Annotated in this window: 21 protein-coding genes, 2 tRNA genes, 1 pseudogene and 1 riboswitch; of the genes and pseudogenes, 14 read left to right on the top strand and 10 right to left on the bottom strand. The window is 60.6% G+C overall.

Annotation, left to right across the window (positions count from 1 at the left end; genetic code table 11):
* Positions 1-186 precede the first annotated feature (186 nt).
* The 4 genes from G9X64_RS21625 to G9X64_RS21610 form a co-directional block, all read right to left on the bottom strand.
* Positions 187-1,542: a hypothetical protein gene (locus G9X64_RS21625; protein ID WP_168307623.1), complete on the bottom strand. Its 1,356-nt coding sequence runs from the start codon at positions 1,540-1,542 to the stop codon at positions 187-189.
* 25 nt (positions 1,543-1,567) lie between these two features.
* Positions 1,568-1,873 carry a recombinase family protein gene (locus G9X64_RS37130; protein ID WP_312864113.1) on the bottom strand — a complete coding sequence of 102 codons (306 nt, stop codon included), beginning with the start codon at positions 1,871-1,873 and terminating at the stop codon, positions 1,568-1,570.
* A gap of 135 nt (positions 1,874-2,008) precedes the next feature.
* Positions 2,009-2,084, bottom strand: a tRNA-Thr gene (locus G9X64_RS21615).
* 121 nt (positions 2,085-2,205) lie between these two features.
* On the bottom strand, positions 2,206-3,165 hold the full coding sequence (locus G9X64_RS21610; protein ID WP_171377366.1) for an NAD(P)H-dependent flavin oxidoreductase: 960 nt from the start codon (positions 3,163-3,165) through the stop codon (positions 2,206-2,208).
* 286 nt (positions 3,166-3,451) lie between these two features.
* Between G9X64_RS21610 and G9X64_RS21605 the strand changes: the two genes are divergently transcribed.
* Positions 3,452-4,636: a regulator gene (locus tag G9X64_RS21605; RefSeq protein WP_168312381.1), complete on the top strand. Its 1,185-nt coding sequence runs from the start codon at positions 3,452-3,454 to the stop codon at positions 4,634-4,636.
* 73 nt (positions 4,637-4,709) lie between these two features.
* On the opposite strand, the gene ppk2 is transcribed toward G9X64_RS21605, so the two are convergent.
* Entirely contained in the window at positions 4,710-5,591 is an 882-nt protein-coding gene (ppk2, locus tag G9X64_RS21600; protein ID WP_168312380.1) for a polyphosphate kinase 2, read from the bottom strand.
* Between the two features lie 240 nt (positions 5,592-5,831).
* Between ppk2 and phoR the strand changes: the two genes are divergently transcribed.
* The 7 genes from phoR to phoB all read left to right on the top strand — a co-directional run bounded on the left by phoR (position 5,832) and on the right by phoB (position 13,659).
* Positions 5,832-7,055 carry a phosphate regulon sensor histidine kinase PhoR gene (phoR, locus tag G9X64_RS21595; RefSeq protein WP_168312379.1) on the top strand — a complete coding sequence of 408 codons (1,224 nt, stop codon included), beginning with the start codon at positions 5,832-5,834 and terminating at the stop codon, positions 7,053-7,055.
* A gap of 196 nt (positions 7,056-7,251) precedes the next feature.
* Positions 7,252-8,286 (top strand): substrate-binding domain-containing protein, encoded by a 1,035-nt coding sequence (locus tag G9X64_RS21590; protein ID WP_171377365.1) that lies wholly within the window; start codon positions 7,252-7,254, stop codon positions 8,284-8,286.
* A 166-nt stretch (positions 8,287-8,452) separates the two neighbouring features.
* Complete coding sequence (pstC, locus tag G9X64_RS21585) at positions 8,453-9,934, top strand: phosphate ABC transporter permease subunit PstC (protein ID WP_168312377.1); 1,482 nt, start codon at positions 8,453-8,455, stop codon at positions 9,932-9,934.
* Positions 9,931-11,253, top strand: a complete 1,323-nt coding sequence (gene pstA / locus G9X64_RS21580) for a phosphate ABC transporter permease PstA (RefSeq protein WP_168312376.1) — start codon at positions 9,931-9,933, stop codon at positions 11,251-11,253. The genes pstC and pstA overlap by 4 nt, the downstream gene beginning before the upstream one ends.
* A 15-nt stretch (positions 11,254-11,268) precedes the next feature.
* Positions 11,269-12,084: a phosphate ABC transporter ATP-binding protein PstB gene (gene pstB, locus G9X64_RS21575; protein WP_168312375.1), complete on the top strand. Its 816-nt coding sequence runs from the start codon at positions 11,269-11,271 to the stop codon at positions 12,082-12,084.
* A 44-nt stretch (positions 12,085-12,128) separates the two neighbouring features.
* Positions 12,129-12,842 (top strand): phosphate signaling complex protein PhoU, encoded by a 714-nt coding sequence (phoU, locus tag G9X64_RS21570; protein WP_168312374.1) that lies wholly within the window; start codon positions 12,129-12,131, stop codon positions 12,840-12,842.
* Positions 12,843-12,975: 133 nt separating this feature from the next.
* Complete coding sequence (gene phoB, locus G9X64_RS21565; RefSeq protein ID WP_003545181.1) at positions 12,976-13,659, top strand: phosphate regulon transcriptional regulator PhoB; 684 nt, start codon at positions 12,976-12,978, stop codon at positions 13,657-13,659.
* A gap of 250 nt (positions 13,660-13,909) precedes the next feature.
* Here the strand turns inward: phoB and G9X64_RS21560 are convergent, their stop codons facing one another.
* Positions 13,910-14,443 carry a GcrA family cell cycle regulator gene (locus tag G9X64_RS21560; protein ID WP_011650336.1) on the bottom strand — a complete coding sequence of 178 codons (534 nt, stop codon included), beginning with the start codon at positions 14,441-14,443 and terminating at the stop codon, positions 13,910-13,912.
* A 420-nt stretch (positions 14,444-14,863) separates the two neighbouring features.
* Here G9X64_RS21560 and G9X64_RS21555 point away from each other — a divergent pair, with 420 nt between their 5' ends.
* The 4 genes and pseudogenes from G9X64_RS21555 (at position 14,864) to G9X64_RS21540 (ending at position 18,823) form a co-directional block, all read left to right on the top strand.
* Positions 14,864-16,063 carry an aspartate aminotransferase family protein gene (locus G9X64_RS21555; RefSeq protein ID WP_168312373.1) on the top strand — a complete coding sequence of 400 codons (1,200 nt, stop codon included), beginning with the start codon at positions 14,864-14,866 and terminating at the stop codon, positions 16,061-16,063.
* A gap of 42 nt (positions 16,064-16,105) precedes the next feature.
* Complete coding sequence (gene argF / locus G9X64_RS21550) at positions 16,106-17,020, top strand: ornithine carbamoyltransferase (protein WP_168312372.1); 915 nt, start codon at positions 16,106-16,108, stop codon at positions 17,018-17,020.
* Positions 17,021-17,110: 90 nt separating this feature from the next.
* On the top strand, positions 17,111-18,103 hold the full coding sequence (locus G9X64_RS21545; protein ID WP_168312371.1) for an Hsp33 family molecular chaperone: 993 nt from the start codon (positions 17,111-17,113) through the stop codon (positions 18,101-18,103).
* Between the two features lie 132 nt (positions 18,104-18,235).
* Positions 18,236-18,823: pseudogene (locus tag G9X64_RS21540) on the top strand (hypothetical protein).
* A gap of 135 nt (positions 18,824-18,958) precedes the next feature.
* Here the strand turns inward: G9X64_RS21540 and apaG are convergent.
* Both apaG and G9X64_RS21530 read right to left on the bottom strand, forming a co-directional pair.
* On the bottom strand, positions 18,959-19,351 hold the full coding sequence (gene apaG / locus G9X64_RS21535; protein ID WP_025393038.1) for a Co2+/Mg2+ efflux facilitator ApaG/CorD: 393 nt from the start codon (positions 19,349-19,351) through the stop codon (positions 18,959-18,961).
* A 233-nt stretch (positions 19,352-19,584) separates the two neighbouring features.
* Positions 19,585-20,769 (bottom strand): O-succinylhomoserine sulfhydrylase, encoded by a 1,185-nt coding sequence (locus G9X64_RS21530; protein WP_164578783.1) that lies wholly within the window; start codon positions 20,767-20,769, stop codon positions 19,585-19,587.
* Positions 20,770-20,811: 42 nt separating this feature from the next.
* Positions 20,812-20,890: riboswitch (SAM riboswitch) on the bottom strand.
* A gap of 73 nt (positions 20,891-20,963) precedes the next feature.
* Here G9X64_RS21530 and G9X64_RS21525 point away from each other — a divergent pair.
* Positions 20,964-22,058 (top strand): 2'-deoxycytidine 5'-triphosphate deaminase, encoded by a 1,095-nt coding sequence (locus G9X64_RS21525; RefSeq protein ID WP_026230871.1) that lies wholly within the window; start codon positions 20,964-20,966, stop codon positions 22,056-22,058.
* 59 nt (positions 22,059-22,117) lie between these two features.
* A tRNA-Gly gene (locus G9X64_RS21520) sits at positions 22,118-22,191 on the top strand.
* A gap of 132 nt (positions 22,192-22,323) precedes the next feature.
* On the opposite strand, the gene G9X64_RS21515 is transcribed toward G9X64_RS21520, so the two are convergent.
* On the bottom strand, positions 22,324-22,833 hold the full coding sequence (locus G9X64_RS21515) for a DUF995 domain-containing protein (protein WP_168312370.1): 510 nt from the start codon (positions 22,831-22,833) through the stop codon (positions 22,324-22,326).
* Positions 22,834-22,851: 18 nt separating this feature from the next.
* Positions 22,852-23,790, bottom strand: coding sequence for a glycoside hydrolase family 26 protein (locus G9X64_RS21510; RefSeq protein WP_168312388.1), 939 nt, complete (start codon positions 23,788-23,790; stop codon positions 22,852-22,854).
* Positions 23,791-23,793 lie beyond the last annotated feature (3 nt).

The following is a 23,793-nucleotide window of genomic DNA, read 5'->3' as shown; positions in this document are numbered from 1 at the left end:
TGCGATCAAACTCGCCGCAACACGCATCTGGATCAGGTCGTTATGAGTCTGTGCCCTAGTCCTCGCCCGCGAACATTGTCTGTCACGTAGAAAGCGAGGGCTCTGTCCGTTGAGCTACGCTGCGTAGGTCGAAAAGACCTGCCCCGATATAGTCTTCTCATGCCCGACGAAGTTGACGTTCTTTCGCTATTTTATCCGGAAGCCCGTCGATTGACGCTCACGGATCGCTCTGCCCAGTTCAATTGCACTGGCGAGAAGATTCGCCTCTGACTTCCTCATCCGTTCATTAGCGTCTTTGTGCGTACTTGGGCTCATCTGACTTGCCCATATCAGGTGCGGCCCATTTGTCTTCATCGCTCTTTCAAACTGATCTTTTGCGGCAAGATAGCGAGCCCTTATCTGTGTTTGCTCAAAGCTATCCCAGTTCGGAGATCGAAGTGTATCTTGCCAAAACGCCATTTCGTTCGACGAGGCTAACGCTGAAGCTTTCGCAGCGGAGAAATTATCGGACTCGTACTCGCGTATGCCTTCATCGCTATTCTCGTGTCGAAACCGGATTTCGTCTGCGTCGATTTCTCTTTTAGCGTCACTGCGGGCGAACCGATTTATCGCCCCCGCCAAGCTTTCGTCTGGAATGCCCGTCGCCAATTCGAAAAGAAGGCTGCACAAAACTGAAAAATTCGAGCCGGGCGTTGTTACAAATTCAGGGGTGCCGAACTGCAGGGACAAGCGATATGCCCACTCGACGATCTGGGTCCGTGCCCTATTATCGCCGACGTAAAACGCATCCTGACCAATCTCGTCCTTGTAGAGCGTCAAGCGAGCGCTAAACCGGAGAAGCTTAAGCTCCTCTCTAAGCGTCTCAATAGATCGCAGATGGTGGTGGGGATCGCCAAAGACGCGTTCGACGCTGTTCTTATGTCTATCGTACTCGTGTCCAACATGGCTGCTGGTCCGCTCCATGACAAGGTTAATGGCTTCCAATTGAGACACAAGGCTGCGCAAATCCTGAATAATCGTCTTTCGCTGCACGCTCGCGTAAGGGGAGGCTTCCACGTAATGGTAGTCATGACAACAGTCATGCACTTGATGAATGGCGGAGCGAATTGAGTCCTCCGATATCTGCCCAAAGAGGCTTAGAATCGCAGGGCAGAGGTCTTGGAGTCGGGCAATGAAGGTCAATCTTTCAGCGATTATCCGCTTGTATTCGCTTTCCTGGAACTCCATCGCTATGAAGCGGATAAGCGCTTCGCCTGGGAGATAGTCTGCCGCTTCGGGGGAAAACTCCCTCGCTGCAGCCCGTCGGTCATCTGCAAACAGAGTGTCTGTGCAGAAAATTAGGGTCCGCCGCATTAGATCATGGGGCACTTTTTTCCCCGACTTAATGAATGGAATCAAGTCTCTGATCATCGATTGCTGCTCTCCAAAACGTCGGCATTGCGGTGATTGAGCATTCAGTCGTGTTTTTTCAGTGAGGCGGGACGCTAGCTGAATATCATGCTTTGCAGCTGATGATTCGACCAGCTTGAGACAGACCGGCAAGAACAGAAGTCCGCTTGAATCCCATTTACCGGCGCATCACAAAGAAATGCCGCCCGTAGATTTCTCTAGGACGGCACCGGGTCAGCTTCCCCGTGTCTTCCAGCACGCGATAGACGCTCGCTCTACGGATGCCCAAAGCTTTGGCGATAGGTTGCTCAGTAGCGCGGAGTGCAATGCCTTTAGCCCTGAGCTTCCTAACGATGTCGTGCAGGTCGCCGATAGCGCGTGCGAGGCGGTCAATACGAGTGACCATGGGGGTGTCGCCGGATCGCATGACGGTTATAAGCGTGTCGAGGTCCTGACGCCCTGCCGCTACGGGAAACCGGGAGATTGGCTTTGAACCGCCCGCCGCTTAGCTTTTCAACGAGGTCTTTTGGAACTGTGGCCGCCCGTGTGTACCGGTGCGCAACCTATAACCCTCAGATTTCCTTGAAATAATAATCATTTCAGTGAGGAAGGGAAGGAATGGTGCCGCTTGCAGGACTCGAACCTGCGACCCCATCATTACGAATGATGTGCTCTACCACCTGAGCTAAAGCGGCATTTCACGGCCGAAGCATGCGGCCTGCGATTTGCATGGCGCTGATACAGGCATTGATCGAAGATTTCAAGCGCCCTGTCATGGCTTTGGCAAAAAAGAGGGGAGGGGGCGGGAAGGGCGCCTCAGAGCGACAGCCGGGCGCGCGCCGCCCTGTATTCGGCCTCCAGCCGGTCGACGAGTTTGGCCACGGGTTCGACGGCCTTGATGGCGCTGATGCCCTGGCCGCTGCCCCATATGTCCTTCCAGGCCTTGGCGCCGCCGACGGCCTGCTCGAAATCCATCTTCGAGACATCGGCTAAGGGCAGGTTGTCGGGGTCCATGCCGGCAGCCACGATCGAGGGTTTGAGATAATTACCGTGCACGCCGGTGAAATAGTTGGAGTAGACGATATCGCTCGCGGCCCCTTCGACAATCGCCTGCTTGTAGGCCTCAGTGGCGCGGGCTTCCTTGGTGGCGATGAAGGGCGAGCCGATATAGGCCATGTCGGCGCCCATCGCTTCTGCGGCGAGGATGGCGCCGCCGGTGGCGATCGCGCCGGCCAGCAGCAGCGGCCCGTCGAACCATTCGCGGATTTCCTGGACAAGGGCAAAGGGCGATAGCGTGCCGGCGTGACCGCCGGCGCCGGCAGCGACGGCGATCAGCCCGTCGGCGCCCTTGCGGATCGCCGAATGGGCGTGGCGGTTGTTGATAATGTCATGCAGCACGATGCCGCCATAGGAATGCACGGCGGCATTGACCTCCGGCACGGCACCGAGCGAGGAGATGACGATCGGCACCTTGTATTTGACGCAAAGCGTAAGGTCGTGCTCCAGCCGCTTGTTCGACATATGGACGATCTGGTTGACCGCGAAGGGCGCGGCCGGCCGTTCCGGATGGACGGCATCATGGCGGGCAAGCTCCTCGGTAATCTCTGCCAGCCATTCGTCCAGCTGGCTTTCCGGTCGGGCGTTCAGTGCCGGAAACGCTCCGACGATGCCGGCCTTGCATTGCGCCAGCGTCAGCGCCGGATGCGAGATGATGAACAGTGGCGAGCCGATAACCGGCAGTCTCAATCTGTCCTTGAGGATCGGGGGCAGGGCCATGCTTCACCACTTCCATTGACGTTTACGAAAACGTCAATCTCATAACAGAGATGAAAAGCCGATAAAAGACCGGCTGCCATGCCTTGGTCGATTTCAGCCGGAATATATACGTCCAAGAAAGCTAATAGAATAAGGCCCGCAAGCGCTGAAACCTGCCGATATCTCCGCCGATCGATGGCAGCGCGGCCTGCAAGGCTTGCGGTTTGCCGCACTTGCCGCTACCGAATTTTGATGGAGAACGGCAGGGATTGCAGTCCGATGCCGAATTCAAGGTGAAGGACTGAATGTGAGCGGATTAGAAACGGCCATCAGAACAGCGCTCGAGAATTCCGATCGCGATAATCCGGAGGTTCGAGCGAGGATCTATCAGTCGGCCCGCCAGGCGCTGGAAGCCGGGCTTCGCAAGCAGGACATCACCGACACCGAGGTCGTCGCCCATCACCGCCATCGCCTGGAAAGCACCATCCACGCCATCGAAGGCGAAGAGCGCGACCGTCTTCACCCCCGCCAGAGGCCGCCCGAAGTGCCCGTGCCGCCGGTCGTGGAAATGCCGGCGCCGCCGGTTCACCAAGCCGAAGCCGATGAGTTCGACGGCCCCGCGGTATCAGGTGAGACCCGCGCGCCCGAGCGTATGCACCGCGGCGACGAGTCGAGCCTCGACGACGTGCATGCCGGGAGCGCCGATCACCTGGCTGCCGCCCCCGTCGGCGAGGAGCGGCTCGCGCGCGGTCAGCGCGCCACCAATATGGATTTCCGCCCGGAGCGGGCGGCAGGCCGCCGCAAGCCCAGAAAATTCTTTTCGCGGCTGCTTGTCTGGTGCGTGCTGCTGGCCTTCATCGGCATCGGCGCCTGGTGGGCGCATACGTCTGGCCTGTTGATGACGGCGGCCGAGCGCGACACCAGCGTCGCCAACCCGCCGGCAAGCACGCAGCCGGAGGATTATACCGGCAACGACGAGGGCGCCGGGAATGCGGGCTCTCACACCGATCAGCCGGTGACCATCGATCCGCAGAACAGCTTTTCGGCCGATTGGATCCCGCTGTTCAAGCCTGAGGACGCCGACAAGATCCAGAGCGGCCCGCGGGCGCGCATCGAAAAAATCGCCGAGAATGACGGCCCCGCCATCCGCCTGATTTCCGAAAGCGGTACTGCCGATGGCAATATCTCGATCAGCGTTCCGCCTTCGGTGCTGCAGCAGCTTGCCGGCAAATCCTCGACGATCGCGCTGACGCTGCAATCCACCACCGACGAGCCGACGCAGATCACCGTCGAATGCAATTTCCAGACGCTCGGCAATTGCGCCCGCCATCGCTTCAACGTCACCCGGGAAAAGTCCGATGCGCTGCTGCAGGTCAAGTTCGACCGTTCGCTCGCGCCGAATTCGCCGGGCACGCTCACGATCAACAGCGATCTCGACGGCAAGGCGCGCGGCATCAATCTCTTCGCCATCCGCATCCTGCCGGGACAGTGATCTCGGTCCCGGCGGAGCCGGTGACCCCGGTCCCGGCGAAGCCGGTGGCGTCGGTCCCGATGCGATCGGTGCCCTATTTCAGAAAACCCGGCCCTGAGCCGATGATCTCCGCGTCGACCGTGCCGAGCGCTTGTTTGTCCTTGCCGTCATAGTCCATCTTGTTCAGCATGTGGCGGATGAGTTCGAGACGCGCCCGCCGCTTGTCATTGCCGCGGATCACCGTCCAGGGCGCGAAATCCGTATGGGTTTCCTTCAGCATCCGGTTGCGCTTGTCGCTGTAATCGTCCCATTTCGTCAGCGCGGCGATATCCATCGACGACAGTTTCCAGACTTTCAGCGGATCGTGCCGGCGGTCGTGGAAGCGTTTGAGCTGCATCTCGCGGCCGATATCGAGATAGAATTTGAAGAAGAAGATGCCCTCATGGGCGATGATCTTTTCGAGCTGCGGCGTCTGCTTGAGGAAGTCCTCATATTGCTGCGGCGTGCAGAAGCCCATGACCGGCTCGACGCCGGCGCGGTTGTACCAGGAGCGGTCGAACAGCACGAATTCCCCGGCTGTCGGAAACTGCGCGACATAACGCTGGAAATACCATTGCCCCTGCTCGCGCTCGGTCGGCTTGGTCAGTGCCACGACGCGCGCAAGGCGTGGGTTCATATGCGCCGAGGAGGCCGAGATCGCGCCACCCTTGCCGGCAGCATCGCGCCCCTCGAACAGCGCCATCACCCGCTTGCCGGTCGCCTGCAGCCAGAACTGCACCTTGACGAGTTCGATCTGCAGCTTTTCCAGCTGCTCCAGATAGTCCTCTTCCTTGAGCTTCTTCTTGTGGGGAAAGCCGCCGGATTCCAGCGCGCGTTCGTCCACCCACGCCGGCAGGGTGGGATCGTCGACATCGAAGATGCGCTTATTCCCGCGGATATCCAGCTCCACGGCCCTGTTTTCGACGTCCTCGTCCATATCAGCCTCCACGCCCGATCGCTTCTCTTCCTGCAAGCGAACATATTTACCGTTGAAAATCAAATCTCTGGCGGGCGGCCGGCAATTTTCGCGGTTTCGGCTGCGGCTTTTCGCTTGAGACGCGGCAGCCCGAAAACTTCTGTCATGAATTGCCGCTATCAGGCAGAGTTCCAATATAAGAAAAGCGAATCGACGCCGCGAGGGCACTTGCCAGACGAAACTCCATGGAGAAAAAGCCTGTTGGCGCGCATCCGGCGCGAACGGCCGGTGCTGCTTGCGGCAATCCTCAGCGCGCTCGCCGCGCTTGCCGCCGGCATGAACAAATGGGTTGTGCTTGTTCTGCTGCTGGTCATGATCTTCACCGCGCTTTTCAACGAGGCGCCGGTCATCAAGGCAGACCCCGCCCTGCCCGTCGAGATCGAGCCGGAGCTGCCGCCAAGCCGCCTGCCTGAAGTTTCCGCCACGCTTGCCGGCCTCGATATCCCCGTCATGGTGCTCTCGGACGATGCCTCGGTGCTCTTCCAGAACCGTGCTGCCGAAAAGGCCTTCGGCGAGGTGGCGCTCGGCGCCCATATATCGGCCCGCCTGCGCTCGCCCGGCGTGCTCGACATGGTGCGCGAAACCATCGCCACCAATGCGCCGAACCAGATAGAGCATGCCGAGCGGCTGCCCTCCGAGCGCGTCTATATCGTGCGCAGCGCACCCGTCGAATTCGCGGCCGAAGACCGGCCGCGTGAGCGCTATTTCATCCTGTCCTTCCGCGATATATCGGAGGTCCGCCGCATCGACCGCATGCGGTCGGATTTCGTCGCCAATGCGAGCCATGAGCTGCGCACGCCGCTTGCCTCGCTGCGCGGCTTCATCGAGACCATCCAGGGGCCGGCGAAGAACGATCTGAAGGCGCAGGCGCGCTTCCTCAATATCATGCTCGACCAGACGACGCGCATGAGCCGGCTGGTCGACGACCTGCTGTCACTCTCCCGCCTGGAGCTGAAATCGCACATCGCGCCGGATGAGAAGATCGATCTGGTGCCGCTGCTCGGCCATGTCAGAGATGCGCTTGTACCGCTTGCCAGGGATGTCGGCGTCGACATCAACCTGCATCTGCCGGAGGGCAAGGTCGAGGTGCTGGGAGACCGCGACGAACTTGTCCAGGTCTTCGAGAACCTGATGGAAAACGCCTGCAAATACGGCCAGGAAGGCGAAATCGTCGATGTCTGGCTGAAGAACGGCACCGGCCAGCCGGTCGAGGTGAGCATCGTCGACAAAGGCCCGGGCATCCCGGCCGAGCATGTGCCGCGCCTGACGGAGCGCTTCTACCGCGTCAGCATTGAGGACAGCCGCTCGAAAAAGGGCACCGGCCTCGGCCTTGCCATCGTCAAACACATCCTCACCCGCCACCGGGCGCGGCTGATCGTCAAGTCGGAAGTCGGCAAGGGCACCGAGTTTACCGTCCGTTTTTGACGATATGTCGCAACACTTTTACGTTGCATAATTTTATTATTTCAAATCAATAACTTATATTGTCACAAATGTTTCATCGATTTGACATAAAAGGACGAGGCTTCAAGCGCTAAGAGAGTCTCGCCGATGAAAAAAGGCACTGCGAGGGCCTCTCTAAGGCCGCACTCACACAAGCCCAAATGCCGGGAGATTTCTAATGAACACCTTCAAGCTCATCGTTGCCGCGCTCGCTGCAACTGCTGCTTTCGCTGGCGCTGCTGTCGCCCGCGACCAGATTCAGATCGCTGGTTCGTCCACCGTCTTGCCTTACGCAAAGATCGTTGCCGAGTCCTTCGGCGAAACCTTCACCAACTTCAAGACGCCGGTCGTCGAATCCGGCGGCTCGGGCGCTGGCCTGAAGGAATTCTGCAAGGGCGTTGGCGAAGACACCATCGACATTGCGAATTCCTCGCGTCCGATCAACAAGAACGAAGTGGAAGCCTGCAAGGCTGCCGGCGTAACCGACATCCAGGAAGTCAAGATCGGTTATGACGGCATCGTCTTCGCAACCGACGCTTCCAACCCTGATCTCGCTTACGTTCCTGCCGACATCTACAAGGCCCTCGCAGCCCAGGTCGTCGTCGACGGCAAGCTCGTCGCCAACCCCTACAAGAAGTGGTCGGAAGTCAACCCGAAGCTTCCGGCTGTTGATATTGCCGCCTACATTCCGGGCGAAAAGCACGGCACCCGCGAAGTCTTCGAACAGAACGTTCTCGCTGCCGGCTGCAAGGCCTCCGGCGCAACCGACGTCATCGCCAAGGAAATCACCGACAAGGCTGCACAGGGCAAGGCCTGCGTCGCAGTCCGCAAGGACGGCGTCGCCGTTGACATCGACGGCGACTATCCGGAAACCCTCGCACGCATCGCCGCCAACAAGACCGGCGTCGGCGTATTCGGCCTTTCCTTCTACGAAAACAACGCCGACAAGCTCAAGGTTGCGAGCATGAGCGGTATCGTTCCGTCCACCGAAACGATCGCCAACGGCACCTACCCGGTTTCCCGCCCGCTGTTCTTCTACGTCAAGAAGGCACATCTCGGCGCTGTTCCGGGCCTGAAGGAATACGTCAACTTCTTCGTATCCGACCAGATGATCGGCCCTGACAGCCCGCTCGTCGAATACGGCCTGGTTGCCGCTCCGGATGCCGAGCGCGAAGCGATCCGCAAGGACGTCGAAGCCGGTAAGGCTATGTAATGACTTTTGCCGGCGCGGTGCCTTTTGGCCCGCGCCGGCATTGCTTAGGCCCTGCGCGCCGGCATGTCCGCTGCAGGGTTGGAATTCCTTCTCCATGATTGGAAGCTGAAGGCAGGCTGATCAAGCTGCCGGGCTTTTTGGGGCTATGGGCCTGGGGACGTAACGAATGAGCACATCCATCATACTTTTGTGCCTTGTGGTGATCGGAGTTGCCGCCTATCTGGTCGCGCGCAACCGTGCCACGGCGCTTGCCGGAGGCAGATCCTCCTCACTGCATTCACGGCCGGCCTATTACGGCGCCTATGCGGCGATCTGGGCAGTTCTTCCCGCCCTCATCGTCCTTGGCCTCTGGCTCTCCATCAGCCCCGGCATCATCCAGTCTTCGGTTCGCGGCGCTTTTCCCGAAGACATCAGGGCTCAAGTCTCGGTCGAGCAGGATCTCGGCTATTCGACGGTGGCGACGGTTGCCCGTGGCCTGACGATGCTGACATCGGATGAAACCGCCGCGGTCGGCAACGATCCGGCTGCGCTGCAGGCCAAGCTCCTCGAAAAGGGCGTGCCGCTTGCCAGCCAGCCGCTGCCTTACATGATCGACGCCGCCAGGACGCTCAACGCCATGAGCATGACGAGCCGCATCGCCATGACGGTGATCGTCTTCGCTCTCGCCGTTGCCGGCGCCTTCTACGCGCTGCGCTCCATCGCTCCGCGCTTCCGCGCCCGCAACCGAGTCGAGCGCGTCATGCTCTGGGGCCTGCTGCTCGCCTCCTCGATCGCCATTCTGACGACGATCGGCATCGTGCTCTCCATGCTGTCGGAAGCCGCCCGCTTCTTTGCGGCCGTTCCCGCCATGGACTTCTTCTTCGGCACCGTCTGGGATCCGCGCTTCGCCGGCGCCGGCAGCTCGTCCTTCGGTCAGTTCGGCCTGATCCCGCTGCTGCTCGGCACGATCTACATCGGTCTGGTCGCCATGCTGGTCGCCGTGCCGGTCGGCCTCTTTGCCGCCATCTACATGGCCGAATACGCCTCGATGAAGGTGCGCTCGATCGCCAAGCCGCTGCTTGAAGTGCTCGCCGGCATTCCGACGATCGTCTACGGCTTCTTCGCGCTCGTCACCGTCGGCCCGTTCCTGCGCGACTTCTCCGCCCAGGTCAGCGGCCTTCTGTCCGGCAACTACAGCAATTTCATCCAGGCGCAGAGCGTTCTGACGGCCGGTATCGTCATGGGCATCATGCTGATCCCTTACGTGTCCTCGCTGTCGGACGATATCATCACCGCCGTGCCGCGGTCACTGCGTGACGGTTCGCTCGGTCTTGGTGCCACACGCTCCGAAACCATCAAGAAAGTGGTCTTGCCTGCAGCCCTTCCCGGCATCGTCGGCGCATTGCTGATGACTGCCTCGCGCGCCGTCGGCGAAACCATGATCGTGGTGCTGGCCGCCGGTGTGGCTGCCCGCATCCAGATCAACCCCTTCGAGCCGATGACGACGGTGACCGTCAAGATCGTCAACCAGCTGACCGGCGACCTTGAGTTCACCTCGCCGCAGACGCTGGTTGCCTTTGCCCTTGGCATCACGCTGTTCTGCATCACGCTTTGCCTCAATATCTATGCGCTCTACATCGTGCGCAAATACCGGGAGCAGTACGAATGACGGATATTGTTTCTCCCGCCGCCGGCGTCACCGTTTCCAAGGCGCCAGCCCGCCGCGATATCGGCATCAAGCGCCGCTATGCCGCCGAGCGCCGGTTCCAGGCCTATGGCATCGCCGCCATCAGCTTTGGTCTCGTCTTCCTCTTCATCCTGCTGTGGACGGTGATCGGCAAAGGTTATACCGCCTTCCAGCAGACGGCGATCACCCTGCCGATCGAATTCGTCGAGAAGACGATCGACCCCGACAATAAGCGTGCGACCGACCCTTCGGTGCTGATCGCCGCAAACTATCCGGTTCTCCTGCGTGACGCGATCGTCAAGCAGCTGAACATCAATGCCTCGAGCCGTCCCGACGTGCGCGATGCATCCGCCATGCTGTCGAAGAGTGCGCCGATCCAGCTGCGCGATATGGTGATCGCCGATCCGTCGATCATCGGCAAGACGGTCAATGTCACGGTGCTCGCCGACGCCAATGTCGACAGCGCCAACAAGGGTCAGATCGACCTCTTGGTCGATGAGAAGAACCGCAAGGTCAACGACAAGCAGGTTGGCTGGATGAACGAGCTGAAGGCGAGCGGTGCTCTCCACAAGCAGTTCAACACCGGCCTCTTCGTCAACGGCAATTCCAGCCGTCCGGAGGCCGCAGGCCTGGGCGTCGCCTTGATCGGCTCGCTCTACCTGATGCTGATCGTGCTCGTGCTTTCTCTGCCGATCGGCGTCGCCGCCTCGATCTATCTCGAGGAGTTTGCGCCGAAGAACAAGCTGACGGACCTGATCGAGGTCAACATCAACAACCTCGCCGCGGTCCCTTCCATCGTCTACGGTCTGCTCGGTCTTTCCGTCTTCATCAACTTCATCGGCCTGCCGCGCTCGGCTTCGCTGGTCGGCGGCCTGGTGCTGACGCTGATGACCCTGCCGACGATCATCATCGCGACGCGTGCGGCACTGCGCGCCGTGCCGCCGTCGATCCGCGCCGCAGCGCTCGGCCTCGGCGCTTCGAAGATGCAGATGGTGTTCCACCATGTGCTGCCGCTCGCCATGCCCGGCATCCTGACCGGCACGATCATCGGCCTGGCGCACGCGCTCGGCGAAACCGCGCCGCTGCTCCTGATCGGCATGGTCGCCTTCGTCGCCAATGCGCCGACGACACCGCTCGATCCCTCGACGGCTCTGCCCGTACAGGTCTATATGTGGGCCAACGAGGCCGAACGTGCCTTCGTCGAGCGTACTTCGGGTGCCATCATCGTCTTGCTCCTGTTCCTGATCGTCATGAACATGGGCGCCATCCTCTTGCGTCGTCGCTTCGAGCGCCGCTGGTAAACGGAGTTAAACATCATGAATATGTTGACGGAAGCTGCAGTTGAAAAGGCGCTGGATCAGAAGATGAGCAACGTCCCGTATAAGATGATCGGCCAGGATGTCTCGGTTTACTACGGCGAGAAGCGCGCGCTTTTCGATGTGAACCTGAACGTTCGCGAAAATACCGTAACCGCGCTGATCGGCCCGTCCGGCTGCGGCAAGTCGACCTTCCTGCGGTGCCTCAACCGCATGAACGACACGATCGACGGCTGCCGCGTCACCGGCAAGATCACCCTCGACACCGACGATGTCTATGATCCCGATATCGACGTCGTCGAACTTCGCGCCCGCGTCGGCATGGTATTCCAGAAGCCGAACCCGTTCCCGAAGACGATCTACGAAAACGTCTCCTACGGTCCGCGCATCCATGGCCTTGCCAAGTCGAAGGCCGATCTCGACCAGATCGTCGAGACCAGCCTGCAGCGCGCCGGCCTCTGGAACGAGGTCAAGGACCGCGTGCATGAATCCGGCACCGGCCTGTCGGGCGGTCAGCAGCAGCGCCTCTGCATTGCGCGCGCCGTCGCCGTCAGCCCGGAAGTCATCCTGATGGACGAACCCTGCTCGGCGCTCGACCCGATCGCCACCGCGAAGGTCGAGGAACTAATCCACGAGCTGCGCGAGAACTACACGATCGTCATCGTCACCCACTCCATGCAGCAGGCCGCGCGCGTCTCGCAGCGCACCGCCATGTTCCACCTCGGCAATCTCGTCGAGGAGAACGACACCGACAAGATGTTCACCAATCCCGACGATCCGCGCACCCAGGACTACATCATGGGTCGCTTCGGCTGATTTTGGCGACATCAAGCCTTCCCGTTATTCGAGGATAAAGCCCCATGGCATCGACACATATTTTTTCTGCCTATGATGATGATTTGAAGTTCCTGTCCAGGCGGATTTCCGAAATGGGCGGGTTGGCCGAGCAGATGGTCAGCGAATCCGTGCGGGCGCTGGTCAACGGCGATACCGCGCTGGCGCAGAAGGTCATCTCGGACGATGTGATCCTCGATCACGCCGAACGCGAAATCGGCGACAAGGCGATCGTCACGATCGCCCGCCGTCAGCCGATGGCCTCGGACCTGCGTGAAATCATGGGTTCGATCCGCATCGCCGCCGATCTCGAACGCGTCGGCGACCTCGGCAAGAACACGGCCAAGCGCGTCATCGCCGTGCAGAGCACCGGCGTTCCCCGCAAGCTCGCCCGCGGCCTCGAGCATCTGTCCGAGCTGGCGCTCGTCCAGCTCAAGGAAGTGCTCGACGTCTACACCAATCGTTCAGCCGACAAGGCGAATGCGATCCGTGAACGCGACAACGAGATCGACGCGATGTACACATCGCTGTTCCGCGAACTCCTGACCTATATGATGGAAGATCCGCGCAACATCACCAGCTGCACGCATCTTCTCTTCTGCGCCAAGAACATCGAGCGCATCGGCGACCATGCCACCAACATCGCCGAGACGATCTATTACATGGCGACAGGCGCGCAGCCGGAAGGCGATCGTCCGAAGGACGACAGCGCCAACACCGTCGGCGCGGTCACCGAATAACGCCCGCACCAGTCAATTGCGTGCGCGCCCGTCCGGGCGCGCAAAGAGGTCGCAGCCAATTTCTGAATTTGCGCAGGATGCATTGCTTAAATCACCCCTGGTTTAAGGATCATGCGCGAGGAGACCAACACGCATGATCCCGAGAGTTGCAGTTGTTGAAGATGAGGAAGCCCTCAGCGTGCTTCTTCGCTACAATCTCGAAGCGGAAGGCTTCGAGGTCGATACCATCCTTCGTGGCGACGAAGCCGAAATGAGGCTTCAGGAGCGCACGCCCGATCTTCTCATCCTCGATTGGATGCTGCCGGGCGTCTCCGGCATCGAGCTCTGCCGGCGCCTGCGCATGCGGCCGGAAACCGAGCGTCTGCCGATCATCATGCTGACGGCGCGCGGCGAGGAAAGCGAGCGCGTCCGCGGATTGTCGACGGGCGCCGACGATTATGTCGTCAAGCCCTTCTCGACCCCCGAGCTCGTTGCCCGCGTCAAGGCGATGCTCCGCCGCGCCCGTCCCGAGGTGCTGTCGACGGTGCTGAAATGCGGTGACATCGAGCTCGACCGCGAGACCCATCGCGTCCATCGCAAGACCCGCGAAGTCCGCCTCGGCCCCACTGAATTCCGCCTGCTGGAATTCCTGATGTCGTCGCCGGGCCGGGTCTTCTCCCGCTCGCAGCTTCTCGACGGCGTCTGGGGCCACGATATCTATGTCGACGAGCGCACCGTCGACGTCCATGTCGGCCGCCTGCGCAAGGCGCTGAATTTTTCCAACATGCAGGACGTCATCCGCACCGTCCGCGGCGCCGGTTATTCAATGGAAGCCTGAGGGCTTCCATCTGAACCTGCTGACAAAGCCCTGGCAAAACCCGCGACGTCATCCTCGGCCTTGTGCCGAGGATCTGCGCACGCCAAATTAAGCATTCGAAAACAAAGGTTTTTCCCTCAAGTAATTGGGGTGATCAGATGCTCGGCACAAGGCCGAGCATGACGGAGGGAAGCCTGAGCACTTCCATCCGCGCATAAAAAAACGGGCCACTCGGCCCGTTTCTGCATTCTAACGATGGCCGGCCCGCCCTTCAGCTAGCCCGCGCTGCTGCCCGGCGGCGTTCGTTGACCGGCTGGTAGGCGAGCTTCTGGTGATAGCTGCAATAGGGTGAATTGTCGGGGGACTCGCAGCCGCAGAAGTGGAAGTCGTCCTTCAGCGGATCGCCGACCGGCCACTTGCAGGTGCGCTCGGTCAGTTCCGTCAGGCCGAGGCGGCGCGAAATCGGCACCACCACATTGCCTCTCGGCACGTATTCCATTTCCTCGATCGTTTCGATCTCGATCTCTTCCTTCAGCATCGTCGCGCCCTGCTGGCGGGTAACGGTGCGGGTGGTGATCCGGGAGGCGTAGTTCGGTGCGCGCGGCGCCGATGTGTTGCGCTTCGGCGTTCGCGCCGCGGTGTTGGTGCCGCCGGCCTTGGCTCGGCCGGGAAGGCACAGCCGGTGCACTTTGCCGATGACCGCGTTTCTGCTGACCCCGCCAAGTTGTGCCGCGATCTGGCTGGCGCTCAGTCCTTCGGCCCAAAGCTTCTTGAGTTTCTCGACCCGCTCGTCTGTCCAGTTCATGCCCTGTCTCCACCTTTTGCGTTGGTGATGGCAGAATCCCTCACCGTTGTCCCGGGAGTTCCGAAACAAGAAACGCTTGATCAATTTTGGTGACTAGTTCCGCCGCATGCAGTCTAGTAATTGATCTTTAACCTAGTGTGAGGCTGACTCCGTGACAAGAGTCGCATGAATCCGGATGAATCGAATTCGTAGTTTTCCCCAACTTGCTGCCCCTGCGTGTCATTTCTGCAATAATGCCTGTTGAAGACTGAAAATGCCGCTGTACACCCTTGCTGCATAGGCTAAGGGCGCAGTTTTGTTGACATTGCAGCGCGAAAAGGAAATAGTGCCAGTGGCCGCCGCAAGGCGGCATTTTTAATTTCTCGGGCCTGGTTTCCTTAGCCGGAGTCATTGCCCGGCAACTTTGATGGAGATCGCGCAATGGCTGAAGCCACGCCGCTTTATGACACCTATTCTCGTGCCCCGCTGCGGTTCGAGCGAGGCGAGGGCGTATGGCTGATCACCGAAACCGGCGAGCGATATCTCGATTTCGGCGCCGGCGTCGCCGTCACCTCCGTCGGCCACAGCAATCCGCATGTCGTGGGCGCACTGAAGGAGCAGGCCGACAAGGTCTGGCACCTGTCGAACATCTATGAGATTCCCGGCCAGGAGCATCTGGCAAAACGGCTGACGGACGCCACCTTCGCCGACAAGGTGTTCTTCACCAATTCAGGCGCCGAGGCGCTCGAATGCGCGATCAAGACGGCGCGCCGCTATCAGTTTTCCAAGGGCCATCCCGAGCGCTTCCATATCATCACCTTCGAAGGCGCCTTCCACGGACGGACGCTTGCGACGATCGCTGCCGGCGGCCAGGAAAAATATCTCGAAGGCTTCGGCCCCAAGGCGCCGGGTTTCGATCAGGTGGCTTTCGGCGATATCGAAGCGGTCCGCGCCGCGATTACCGATGCCACGGCCGGAATTCTCATCGAGCCGGTGCAGGGCGAGGGTGGCGTCCGTCCTGCCACCAGCGAGTTCATGAAGGCGCTTCGCCAGCTCTGCGACGAGAACGGCCTGCTGTTGATCCTCGACGAGGTCCAGACCGGCGTCGGCCGCACCGGCAAGCTCTTCGCTCATGAATGGTCGGGCGTCACCCCCGACATCATGGCTGTCGCCAAGGGCATCGGCGGCGGTTTCCCGCTCGGCGCCTGCCTTGCCACGTCAGAGGCCGCCTCCGGCATGAAGGCCGGCACGCATGGCTCGACCTATGGCGGCAATCCGCTTGCCATGGCCGTCGGCAGTGCCGTACTCGACATCATCCTCGCCGATGGCTTCCTGCAGCAGGTGCGCGACGTAGCACTTGTCTTCCGCCAGGGCCTCGCCTCGCTGAAGGATCGTTATCCTGATGTGATAGAGGATATAAGGGGCGAGGGCCTTTTGCTCGGCATCAAGGCTGCCGTTCCCTCAGCCGAGCTGCTGCAGGCGATCCGCGCCGCCCATCTGCTCGGCGTACCCGCCGGCGACAATGTCATCCGCCTTCTTCCGCCGCTCGTGGTCACCGCCGAGGAAGCCCGCGAGGGTCTCGTCCGCATCGAGCGCGCCGCCGAGAGCATCCGCGCTTCCAAGGTCAAGAAGACGGCTTGAAGAAATTGCCGCCTTCGGGCGCAGCACAGGTAAGAAGACGATATGAGCCCTAAACACTTCCTCGATCTTTCGGCGGTCACATCCGCCGATCTCAGAACGATCATGAACGATGCGCTCGCCCGCAAGCAGGCCTTCAAGGCAGGCAAGGGCGACAAGCCGCTCGCCGGCAAGATGCTGGCGATGATCTTCGAGAAGCCGTCGACGCGCACCCGTGTCTCCTTCGACGTCGGCATGCGCCAGCTCGGCGGCGAAACGCTGTTCCTGTCCGGTACCGAGATGCAGCTCGGCCGCGCCGAGACGATCGGCGACACCGCCAAGGTGCTGTCGCGCTATGTCGATGCGATCATGATCCGCACCACCGAGCATTCGCGGCTGCTGGAGCTTGCTCAGCATGCAACCGTGCCTGTGATCAATGCGCTGACGGATGACACCCATCCCTGCCAGATCATGGCCGATATCATGACCTTCGAAGAGCATCGCGGCCCGATCAAGGGCAAGACCATCGCCTGGACCGGCGACGGCAATAATGTGCTGCATTCGCTGGTCGAGGGTGCCGCGCGTTTCGGCTACCGCATGAACATGGCCGTGCCCCTTGGCTCCGAGCCGAAGGATCACTATCTGAACTGGGCCCGCAATGAGGGCGCCGAAATCATGCTTTGCCATGATGCCGACCGTGCGGTCGCCGGCGTCGATTGCGTGGTGACCGATACCTGGGTCTCCATGAATCAGGAACATCGGGCCCGGGGTCACAATGTCTTCCAGCCTTATCAGGTCAACGCGGCCTTGATGGCGAAAGCCGGCAATGATGCATTGTTCATGCATTGCCTGCCCGCGCATCGCGGTGAGGAAGTGACGGACGAAGTGATCGACGGTCCGCAATCCGTAGTCTTCGATGAAGCGGAAAACCGCCTTCATGCGCAGAAGTCGATTCTTGCTTGGTGCCTGGGCGCGATCTGAACCATAAGCGGACGTCGAGAGTGAAAGATCTCGCGACCGCGCGAGCGAAGGGCACGCTGGCCCATCGCTCTGAAACTAGGAGTGAAAGCCATGGCAGAAGCTGCAGCCGCCCTCGGCCAGTTCGATTTCGCCGGCGATGACCATGTCGTCCCTTTCCAGGTGGAGGGGCTGGATGTGCGTGGTCGCGCCGTCCAGCTCGGCCCGATGCTCGATGCGATCCTAGAGCGCCATCATTATCCCGCACCCGTTGCCCGGCTGCTTGCCGAAGTCGTCGTGCTGACGGTGCTGCTCGGCACCTCGCTGAAGTTCGACGGCAAGTTCACGGTGCAGACCAAGGGTGACGGCCCGGTCGATCTTCTCGTCGCCGATTTTTCGACGCCGGAAAATGTCCGCGCTTATGCCCGTTTCGATCAGGCGCTGCTCAACAAGGCAATCGAGGCGAGTGAAACCGAGCCGGAGCAATTGCTCGGCAAGGGCGTGCTCGCCTTCACCATCGACCAGGGCAAGTTCAGCCAGCCCTACCAGGGCATCGTTCCGCTCGACGGCACCACGCTGGAAGAAATTGCCGGCGTCTATTTCCGCCAGTCGGAGCAGATCCCGACGCGTGTCCGCCTTGCCGCGGCCGAACTTTTCGACCGTGACGATGCCGGCAAGCCGCGCCATCGCTGGCGGGCCGGCGGCCTCGTCGCCCAGTTCCTGCCGGAAGCGCCGGAGCGCATGCGCCAGCCGGATCTGCACGGTGGCGACGGCGACACCGGCAGCCGCCCGCATGGCGACGACGACGCCTGGGTCGAAGCGCGTTCGCTGGTCGAGACCATCGACGCCGACGAGCTCACCGATCCGCTTGTCGGCACCGAGCGGCTGCTGTTCCGCCTGTTCCACGAGCGCGGCGTGCGCGTCTACGAACCGCGCGCCGTCTTCGATCGCTGCAGCTGCTCGCGCGACAAGATCAAGGGCGTGCTGAAGGGCTTTTCGGCCGAGGAGATCGAGGCCAGCCAGGAAAACGGCGAAATCGCCGTCACCTGCGAATTCTGCTCGACCACCTACCGCTTCGAGCCGGCCGAGCTTCAGCCGGCCGAATAGGCGCGGTTAAGGACGCGCACAGCGAACAATAAAAGATTAGCGATGATGCAGCACGGTGACTCGACTTTGCGTAGTCACTGTGCACCTATTCTGCTTCATTGGTTCTGGCCTAAGAAGCGGGATGGGGCGTTGATGCGACTTATGTTTTTTGTACTCGCGCTCATAGCTGCGATGCCACGAATGAGCTTGGCTGATAACGAGACAATCCCATGGAAAGAAGTCGGCGGCTGGAGCGTGGCTGTCGACCCGACTTGAGACAATGGCTGTTTTGTTCTGACTTCCTTTGATGACGACAGCATTTTTCGTCTTGGCTTCAACTTCCGCAAAAAGGACAACCCTCTGTACATTCTGCTCGGAAATCCAAACTGGAAATCCTTGGAGAAAGGTAAGCATTATCCCATCGAACTCTCGTTCGACCAGTCTAAACGGACGGCTGATGCGAGAGGTCTGGATCTCCCTGGCTTCAAATCATTATGGATTGATTTCAAGGATCCCGACTTGATTGAGGAGTTCGCTGGTAAACTGAGTTTCCGCGCCAGCTTTAGAGGAAAGCAGATTGTTGCCCTCGGTTTGAAAGATTCCGCCAGGGCAGCGGATGAGTTGCTCGCCTGCCAAAAGGCGGTAAACGATGCGGTCGCAAAACATCCGCCGCCGCCACAATCAAAAGATCCGTTCGAAGCAAAGCCAGGCACCCAGGCGTCGGATCCTTTTGACCTTTAGTAGATTGATGACTGGGCAAGCCCGAAGATCTACGACCGAGGGTACGGCGTCCATGTTGGTACTGACTGGAAGGCTGCAGCCGGCCGCATCCACGCGCCGTGTTTGCACTGACGAAACGACCGCGAACCTACGCTCTCAATTGAGCACGCGCAGCAGCCCAGGCGAATCCAGCGAGAAGGCGGGGATGTCGACATCGAACATCTCTCCATCGTCCGTTTCCATCTGGTAATGGCCGAACATCAGCCCTGAGGGCGTGTCGAGCGGGCAGCCGGAGGAATATTCGTAGGTGTCGCCGGGGCTGAGCCGCGGCTGCTCGCCGACGACGCCGGGGCCGGTCACCTCGTCCACCTGGCCGTTCTGGTCGGTGATGTTCCAGTAACGATTGACCAGCCGAACGGCTATGTTGGAATTGTTGCTGATGACAATCCGGTAACCCCAGACATAGCGATCGTCTTCCGGATCGGATTGCTCCTCCAGATAGAACGGCTCGACGACTACTTCGATCTCTCTTGTGAGGGCGCGATACATGCCTTGCACCTTAGTCAAGATATGTTACCCGTATCTTATAAGAGGCCCTGTCCGTCAAGAAACGGAACAATTATCATCGCTGAAATGGCTGTGATCCGAAGGGGTTTCGATCGTTAAGCCTAATTGTCAGTGTTAATTCTGTTTCGGAACGCCGCGGCGGGCGAACTTGTTCCGCGGCTGGTGCGGCTGAGGTCCGGCCGAACCCGGGCGGGCCCGGCCGTTATGACTGTCGATCAGGCCGAAACCTTGGCAAGCGCCCGCGCGAAATCCTCGATCAGGTCGTCGGTATCTTCGATGCCGGCCGAAAGGCGGACCGTACCAGGCGAGATGCCGAGTTCGGCGCGGGCCTCTTCCGTCAGGTTCTTGTGCGTCGTCGTTGCCGGGTGGGTGATCAGGCTCTTGCTGTCGCCGAGATTGTTGGAGATCTTGATGATCTCGAGCGCGTTCTGCAGTGCGAAGGCCGCATCCTTGCCGCCCTTCAGCTCGAAGGCGACCAGCGTCGAGCCGCCGGTCATCTGCTTGGCGATGATATCGGCCTGCGGGTGGTCCTTGCGGCCGGGATAAATCACCTTGGCGACCTTGCCCTGCTCGGCCAGGAAATCGGCGATCTTTGCGGCATTCTCGGTCTGCTGGCGCACACGCAGCGGCAGCGTCTCGATGCCCTTCAACAGCGTCCAGGCATTGAACGGCGACATTGCCGGGCCGGTATGGCGGAAATAATCGTGCAGGTTCTCGTCTATCCATTCCTTGTCGGAAAGCACGACGCCGCCGAGGCAGCGGCCCTGGCCGTCGATATGCTTGGTAGCGGAATAAACGACGATATGGGCGCCGAGCTCCAAGGGCTTCTGGAAGAGCGGTGTCGCAAAGACGTTGTCGACGACGACCTTGGCGCCGATCTGGTTGGCGAGCTTGGCGACGCCTGCGATATCGATCACTTCGAGCGTCGGGTTTGTCGGGCTTTCCAGGAAGAACACCTTGGTCTTCGCCGTGATCGCCTTTTCCCAGTTCGCAAGATCCCGACCGTCGATCAGGGTGCAGTCGATGCCGTATTTCGGCGCCAGCGTCTCGACGACCCAGCGGCAGGAGCCGAAGAGGGCACGCGCCGCGACGATATGATCGCCTGATTTCAGCTGGCAGAGGATCGCCGCGGTGACGGCGGCCATGCCGGAAGCGGTGGCGCGGGCGTCTTCGGCGCCTTCGAGCATGCACATGCGCTTTTCGAACATGTCGTTGGTGGGGCTGCCATAGCGGGCGTAGATGAAGCCCTCCGTCTCACCCTTGAAGCGGGCTTCGGCCGCCTCCGACGTCTCATAGACGAAGCCTTGGGTGAGATAGATTGCCTCGGACGTCTCGCCATATTGCGAACGCAGCGTGCCGCCGTGGACGAGTTGGGTTGCCGGGCGCCAGGTCTTGCTCATGCCATCACCTTCACATAACAAAAAAACCGGTCGCAAAAGCAGACCGGTTTCAACCCGGTCTTTTTAGCCACTTGTTTAACGTGGCTGCAAGCCGACCGGCCAAATCACCACGGGATAATTCTGCAATACTGCTGTTAGCTGCTTGCGTCAATTCCCCGAGTTTGGTTTTGTCGGCGGCAAATGATGGATGAGGCATGATGGCTCGCGAAACAGGAATTCTGGCGGATCGCGCGATCTCCGCGCTGTTCGAAACGGAGCGTCTGATCTCCGAACGGGAGCTGGACCGCGACCAGATCCAGCCGGCAAGCCTCGACCTGCGCTTGGGCGCCAAGGCGTTTCGTGTGCGTGCGAGCTTCATGCCCGGCCCCTCGCATCTGGTGTCCGACAAGCTCGACCGGCTGAGCCTGCATGTGATCGACCTCTCCGAGGGGGCGGTGCTCGAAACCGGCTGCGTCTACATCGTGCCGCTGATGGAAAGCCTCGCGCTGCCGGCCGACATGTCGGCCTCGGCCAATCCGAAGAGCTCGACCGGGCGCCTCGACATCTTCACCCGCGTCATCACCGATTACGCCCAGGAATTCGACAAGATTCCATCAGGCTATTCCGGCCCGCTCTATCTCGAAATCAGCCCGCGCACGTTCCCGATCGTCGTGCGCCGCGGCTCCCGCCTGTCGCAGATCCGTTTCCGCGTCGGCCAGGCCCTGCTCGGCGAGCCGGAGCTTCTGAAGCTGCATGAGAGCGAGACGCTGGTCGCCAGCAAGCTGCCCAACGTTTCCGGCGGCGGCATCGCGCTGTCGATCGACCTCGCCGGAGACAAGGAAGGCCTGATCGGCTATCGCGGCAAACATCACACCGCCGTCGTCGATGTCGACAAGAAGGCCCAGCACGATATCTATGATTTCTGGGAACCGCTTTATAGCCGCGGCCGCAACGAGCTGATCCTCGATCCCGATGAGTTCTATATCCTCGTCTCGCGCGAGGCGGTGCACGTGCCGCCGGATTATGCCGCCGAAATGACGCCCTTCGATCCGCTGGTCGGCGAATTCCGCGTCCATTATGCCGGCTTCTTCGATCCGGGCTTCGGCCATGCCCCTGCCGGCGGGCGCGGCAGCCGGGCCGTGCTCGAAGTGCGCAGCCACGAAGTGCCCTTCATCCTCGAAGACGGCCAGATCGTCGGCCGCCTCGTTTACGAACACATGCAGGAAAAGCCCGCCAGCCTCTACGGCTCCGGCCTCGGCTCCAACTACCAGGCCCAGGGCCTGAAACTCTCGAAACACTTCCGCATCTGAGGCGTTACATCTGGCGCGACTTGACAGCCGCCCCCATCTGTTGGAAATCTCAGCTCATCGCGGGTGTAGCTCAATGGTAGAGCAGCAGCTTCCCAAGCTGAATACGAGGGTTCGATTCCCTTCACCCGCTCCAGCTGCCCCAGCCGTTCGTTCGCCGCCTTTTGAAGGCGCTTCGTGATCTTTTATGAAAAGGGTTGCGCGCAGGCATCGGCTCCTACAAGGACACAGATGGCGCCTCGGCCGCGCGCAACCCCTAGCTTCGCCTTTATTTGGTCTTACTGACGCTCGTCTCAATTCTCCCCAATTGAGACCTCACGTAGTCGCCGTGGCGAAGCTTTGCGAATTCGTCGGTGGCTTGTGCCGGTGCGCTCTTGAAAACGTACCATTCACCGTCCGGTTCGCGTTTCTGATAGATCAGGCCGCCCTTCTTGCGGTGGCTGAAGCAGGTGATTGCCGTCGCCGTTCCGGTCCTGGCGTGCCAGGCGGCGTTGAAGCAGAGTTTACCCGACTCCGTGATGAACCAGCGACCCATGCCGAAGGACGGCGAGCCACTTTCCCGTGACCAGGCGGTAAAGCGACGCGCCTTTGCGGAGAAGTGGCCGGCGCCGGCTTTCCACATCCAGGAATTCTGGTTGTAGAGCCGATAGATTTCCGCGCTGCTCATCGGCTTTGCGGTCTCGATCCCCGCAGGCTCATTGGTTCCGGCAGCGGACGCGGCCGTGGCGATACCGCTGGTCAGGGCCGCGGCCAGGAGCATTTTTTGAAGCATGGACATGTTCAGGTTCCTTCTTGTTCAATTGATGCTTTGGCGGACGACCCGCCAGTCGGGGCGGCCATAGCCGTCCGGCCACGGATAGACTTCACGGTCGTTGAAGTAGATAACGGCGCTCAGGGCCGGGAACTGGGGATAGCGTTTCGTTACGCTCTCAGCCCAGTTTCGCACGAAGGAATCGCCGCCTTCGTATCCGAGTTCGGCAACCATGATGGGCTTTCCGTAACCGGCGACACGGGCGTATCCGGGCGCAAGGTGCTCGGCAAACGTCTGGTCACGGCCAGTCTTGTCTCTGTCGTATTGCTCCAGGCCAAAGACCGAGAGCCCGATGAGATCGACGACATCGTTGCCGGGATAAAAGGCTTGAAGCCCCTCATTGCCCTTCGGTGACCACATATATTTGCCCGTCTTCAGGTGGACCTTGCAGACCTCCACCATCCGGCGATACGCCTTGGCATAATCGGCGCCCTGCCAATGCGACCAGGAGAACTGGCTGTCGGTTTCGTCCATTTCCTGTCCCCAGCGAATGATGACCGGACTTTTCAGCTTGGCAGCAGTCGAGCAGACGGCGGCCATGTTCGCATCGCGCGAACCGTCCAGGATGCTGTGCAGCAGTTCCTGCGAGGTTTGGCGCCAACCGGTCGACCAGGTCCAGGGCTCGACCGAGATCAGCAGGGTGCGGCCACGCGCTTGCGCATAATCGTCGGCGAGGGCGAGCGTGCGCAGATCGACATCTTCCCAGGGCAGGAAGAGGTGTTCGATCTTCGAATCGGGCGAGGCGCCTAAATCTCCGTGCGGATCATAGGCGCCGAACGTGATCGACTCCTTCGTGACGACCGGCATTTTGCTCGGCGGCGCAATGGACGAGGTCGTCATTGCAAGCGGCTGCCCTTCGGCAAAGCTGCCCAGAGCGGTCGGCAGGACCGCGACTCCCGACAGCAACAGGCCGGTTAACGACAACAG

It is taken from the genome of Rhizobium sophorae (assembly GCF_013087515.1).
Lineage (GTDB): Bacteria > Pseudomonadota > Alphaproteobacteria > Rhizobiales > Rhizobiaceae > Rhizobium > Rhizobium sophorae.
Note: the sequence above shows the minus strand (reverse complement) of the source record. Positions and strands in the feature narration are given on the sequence as shown.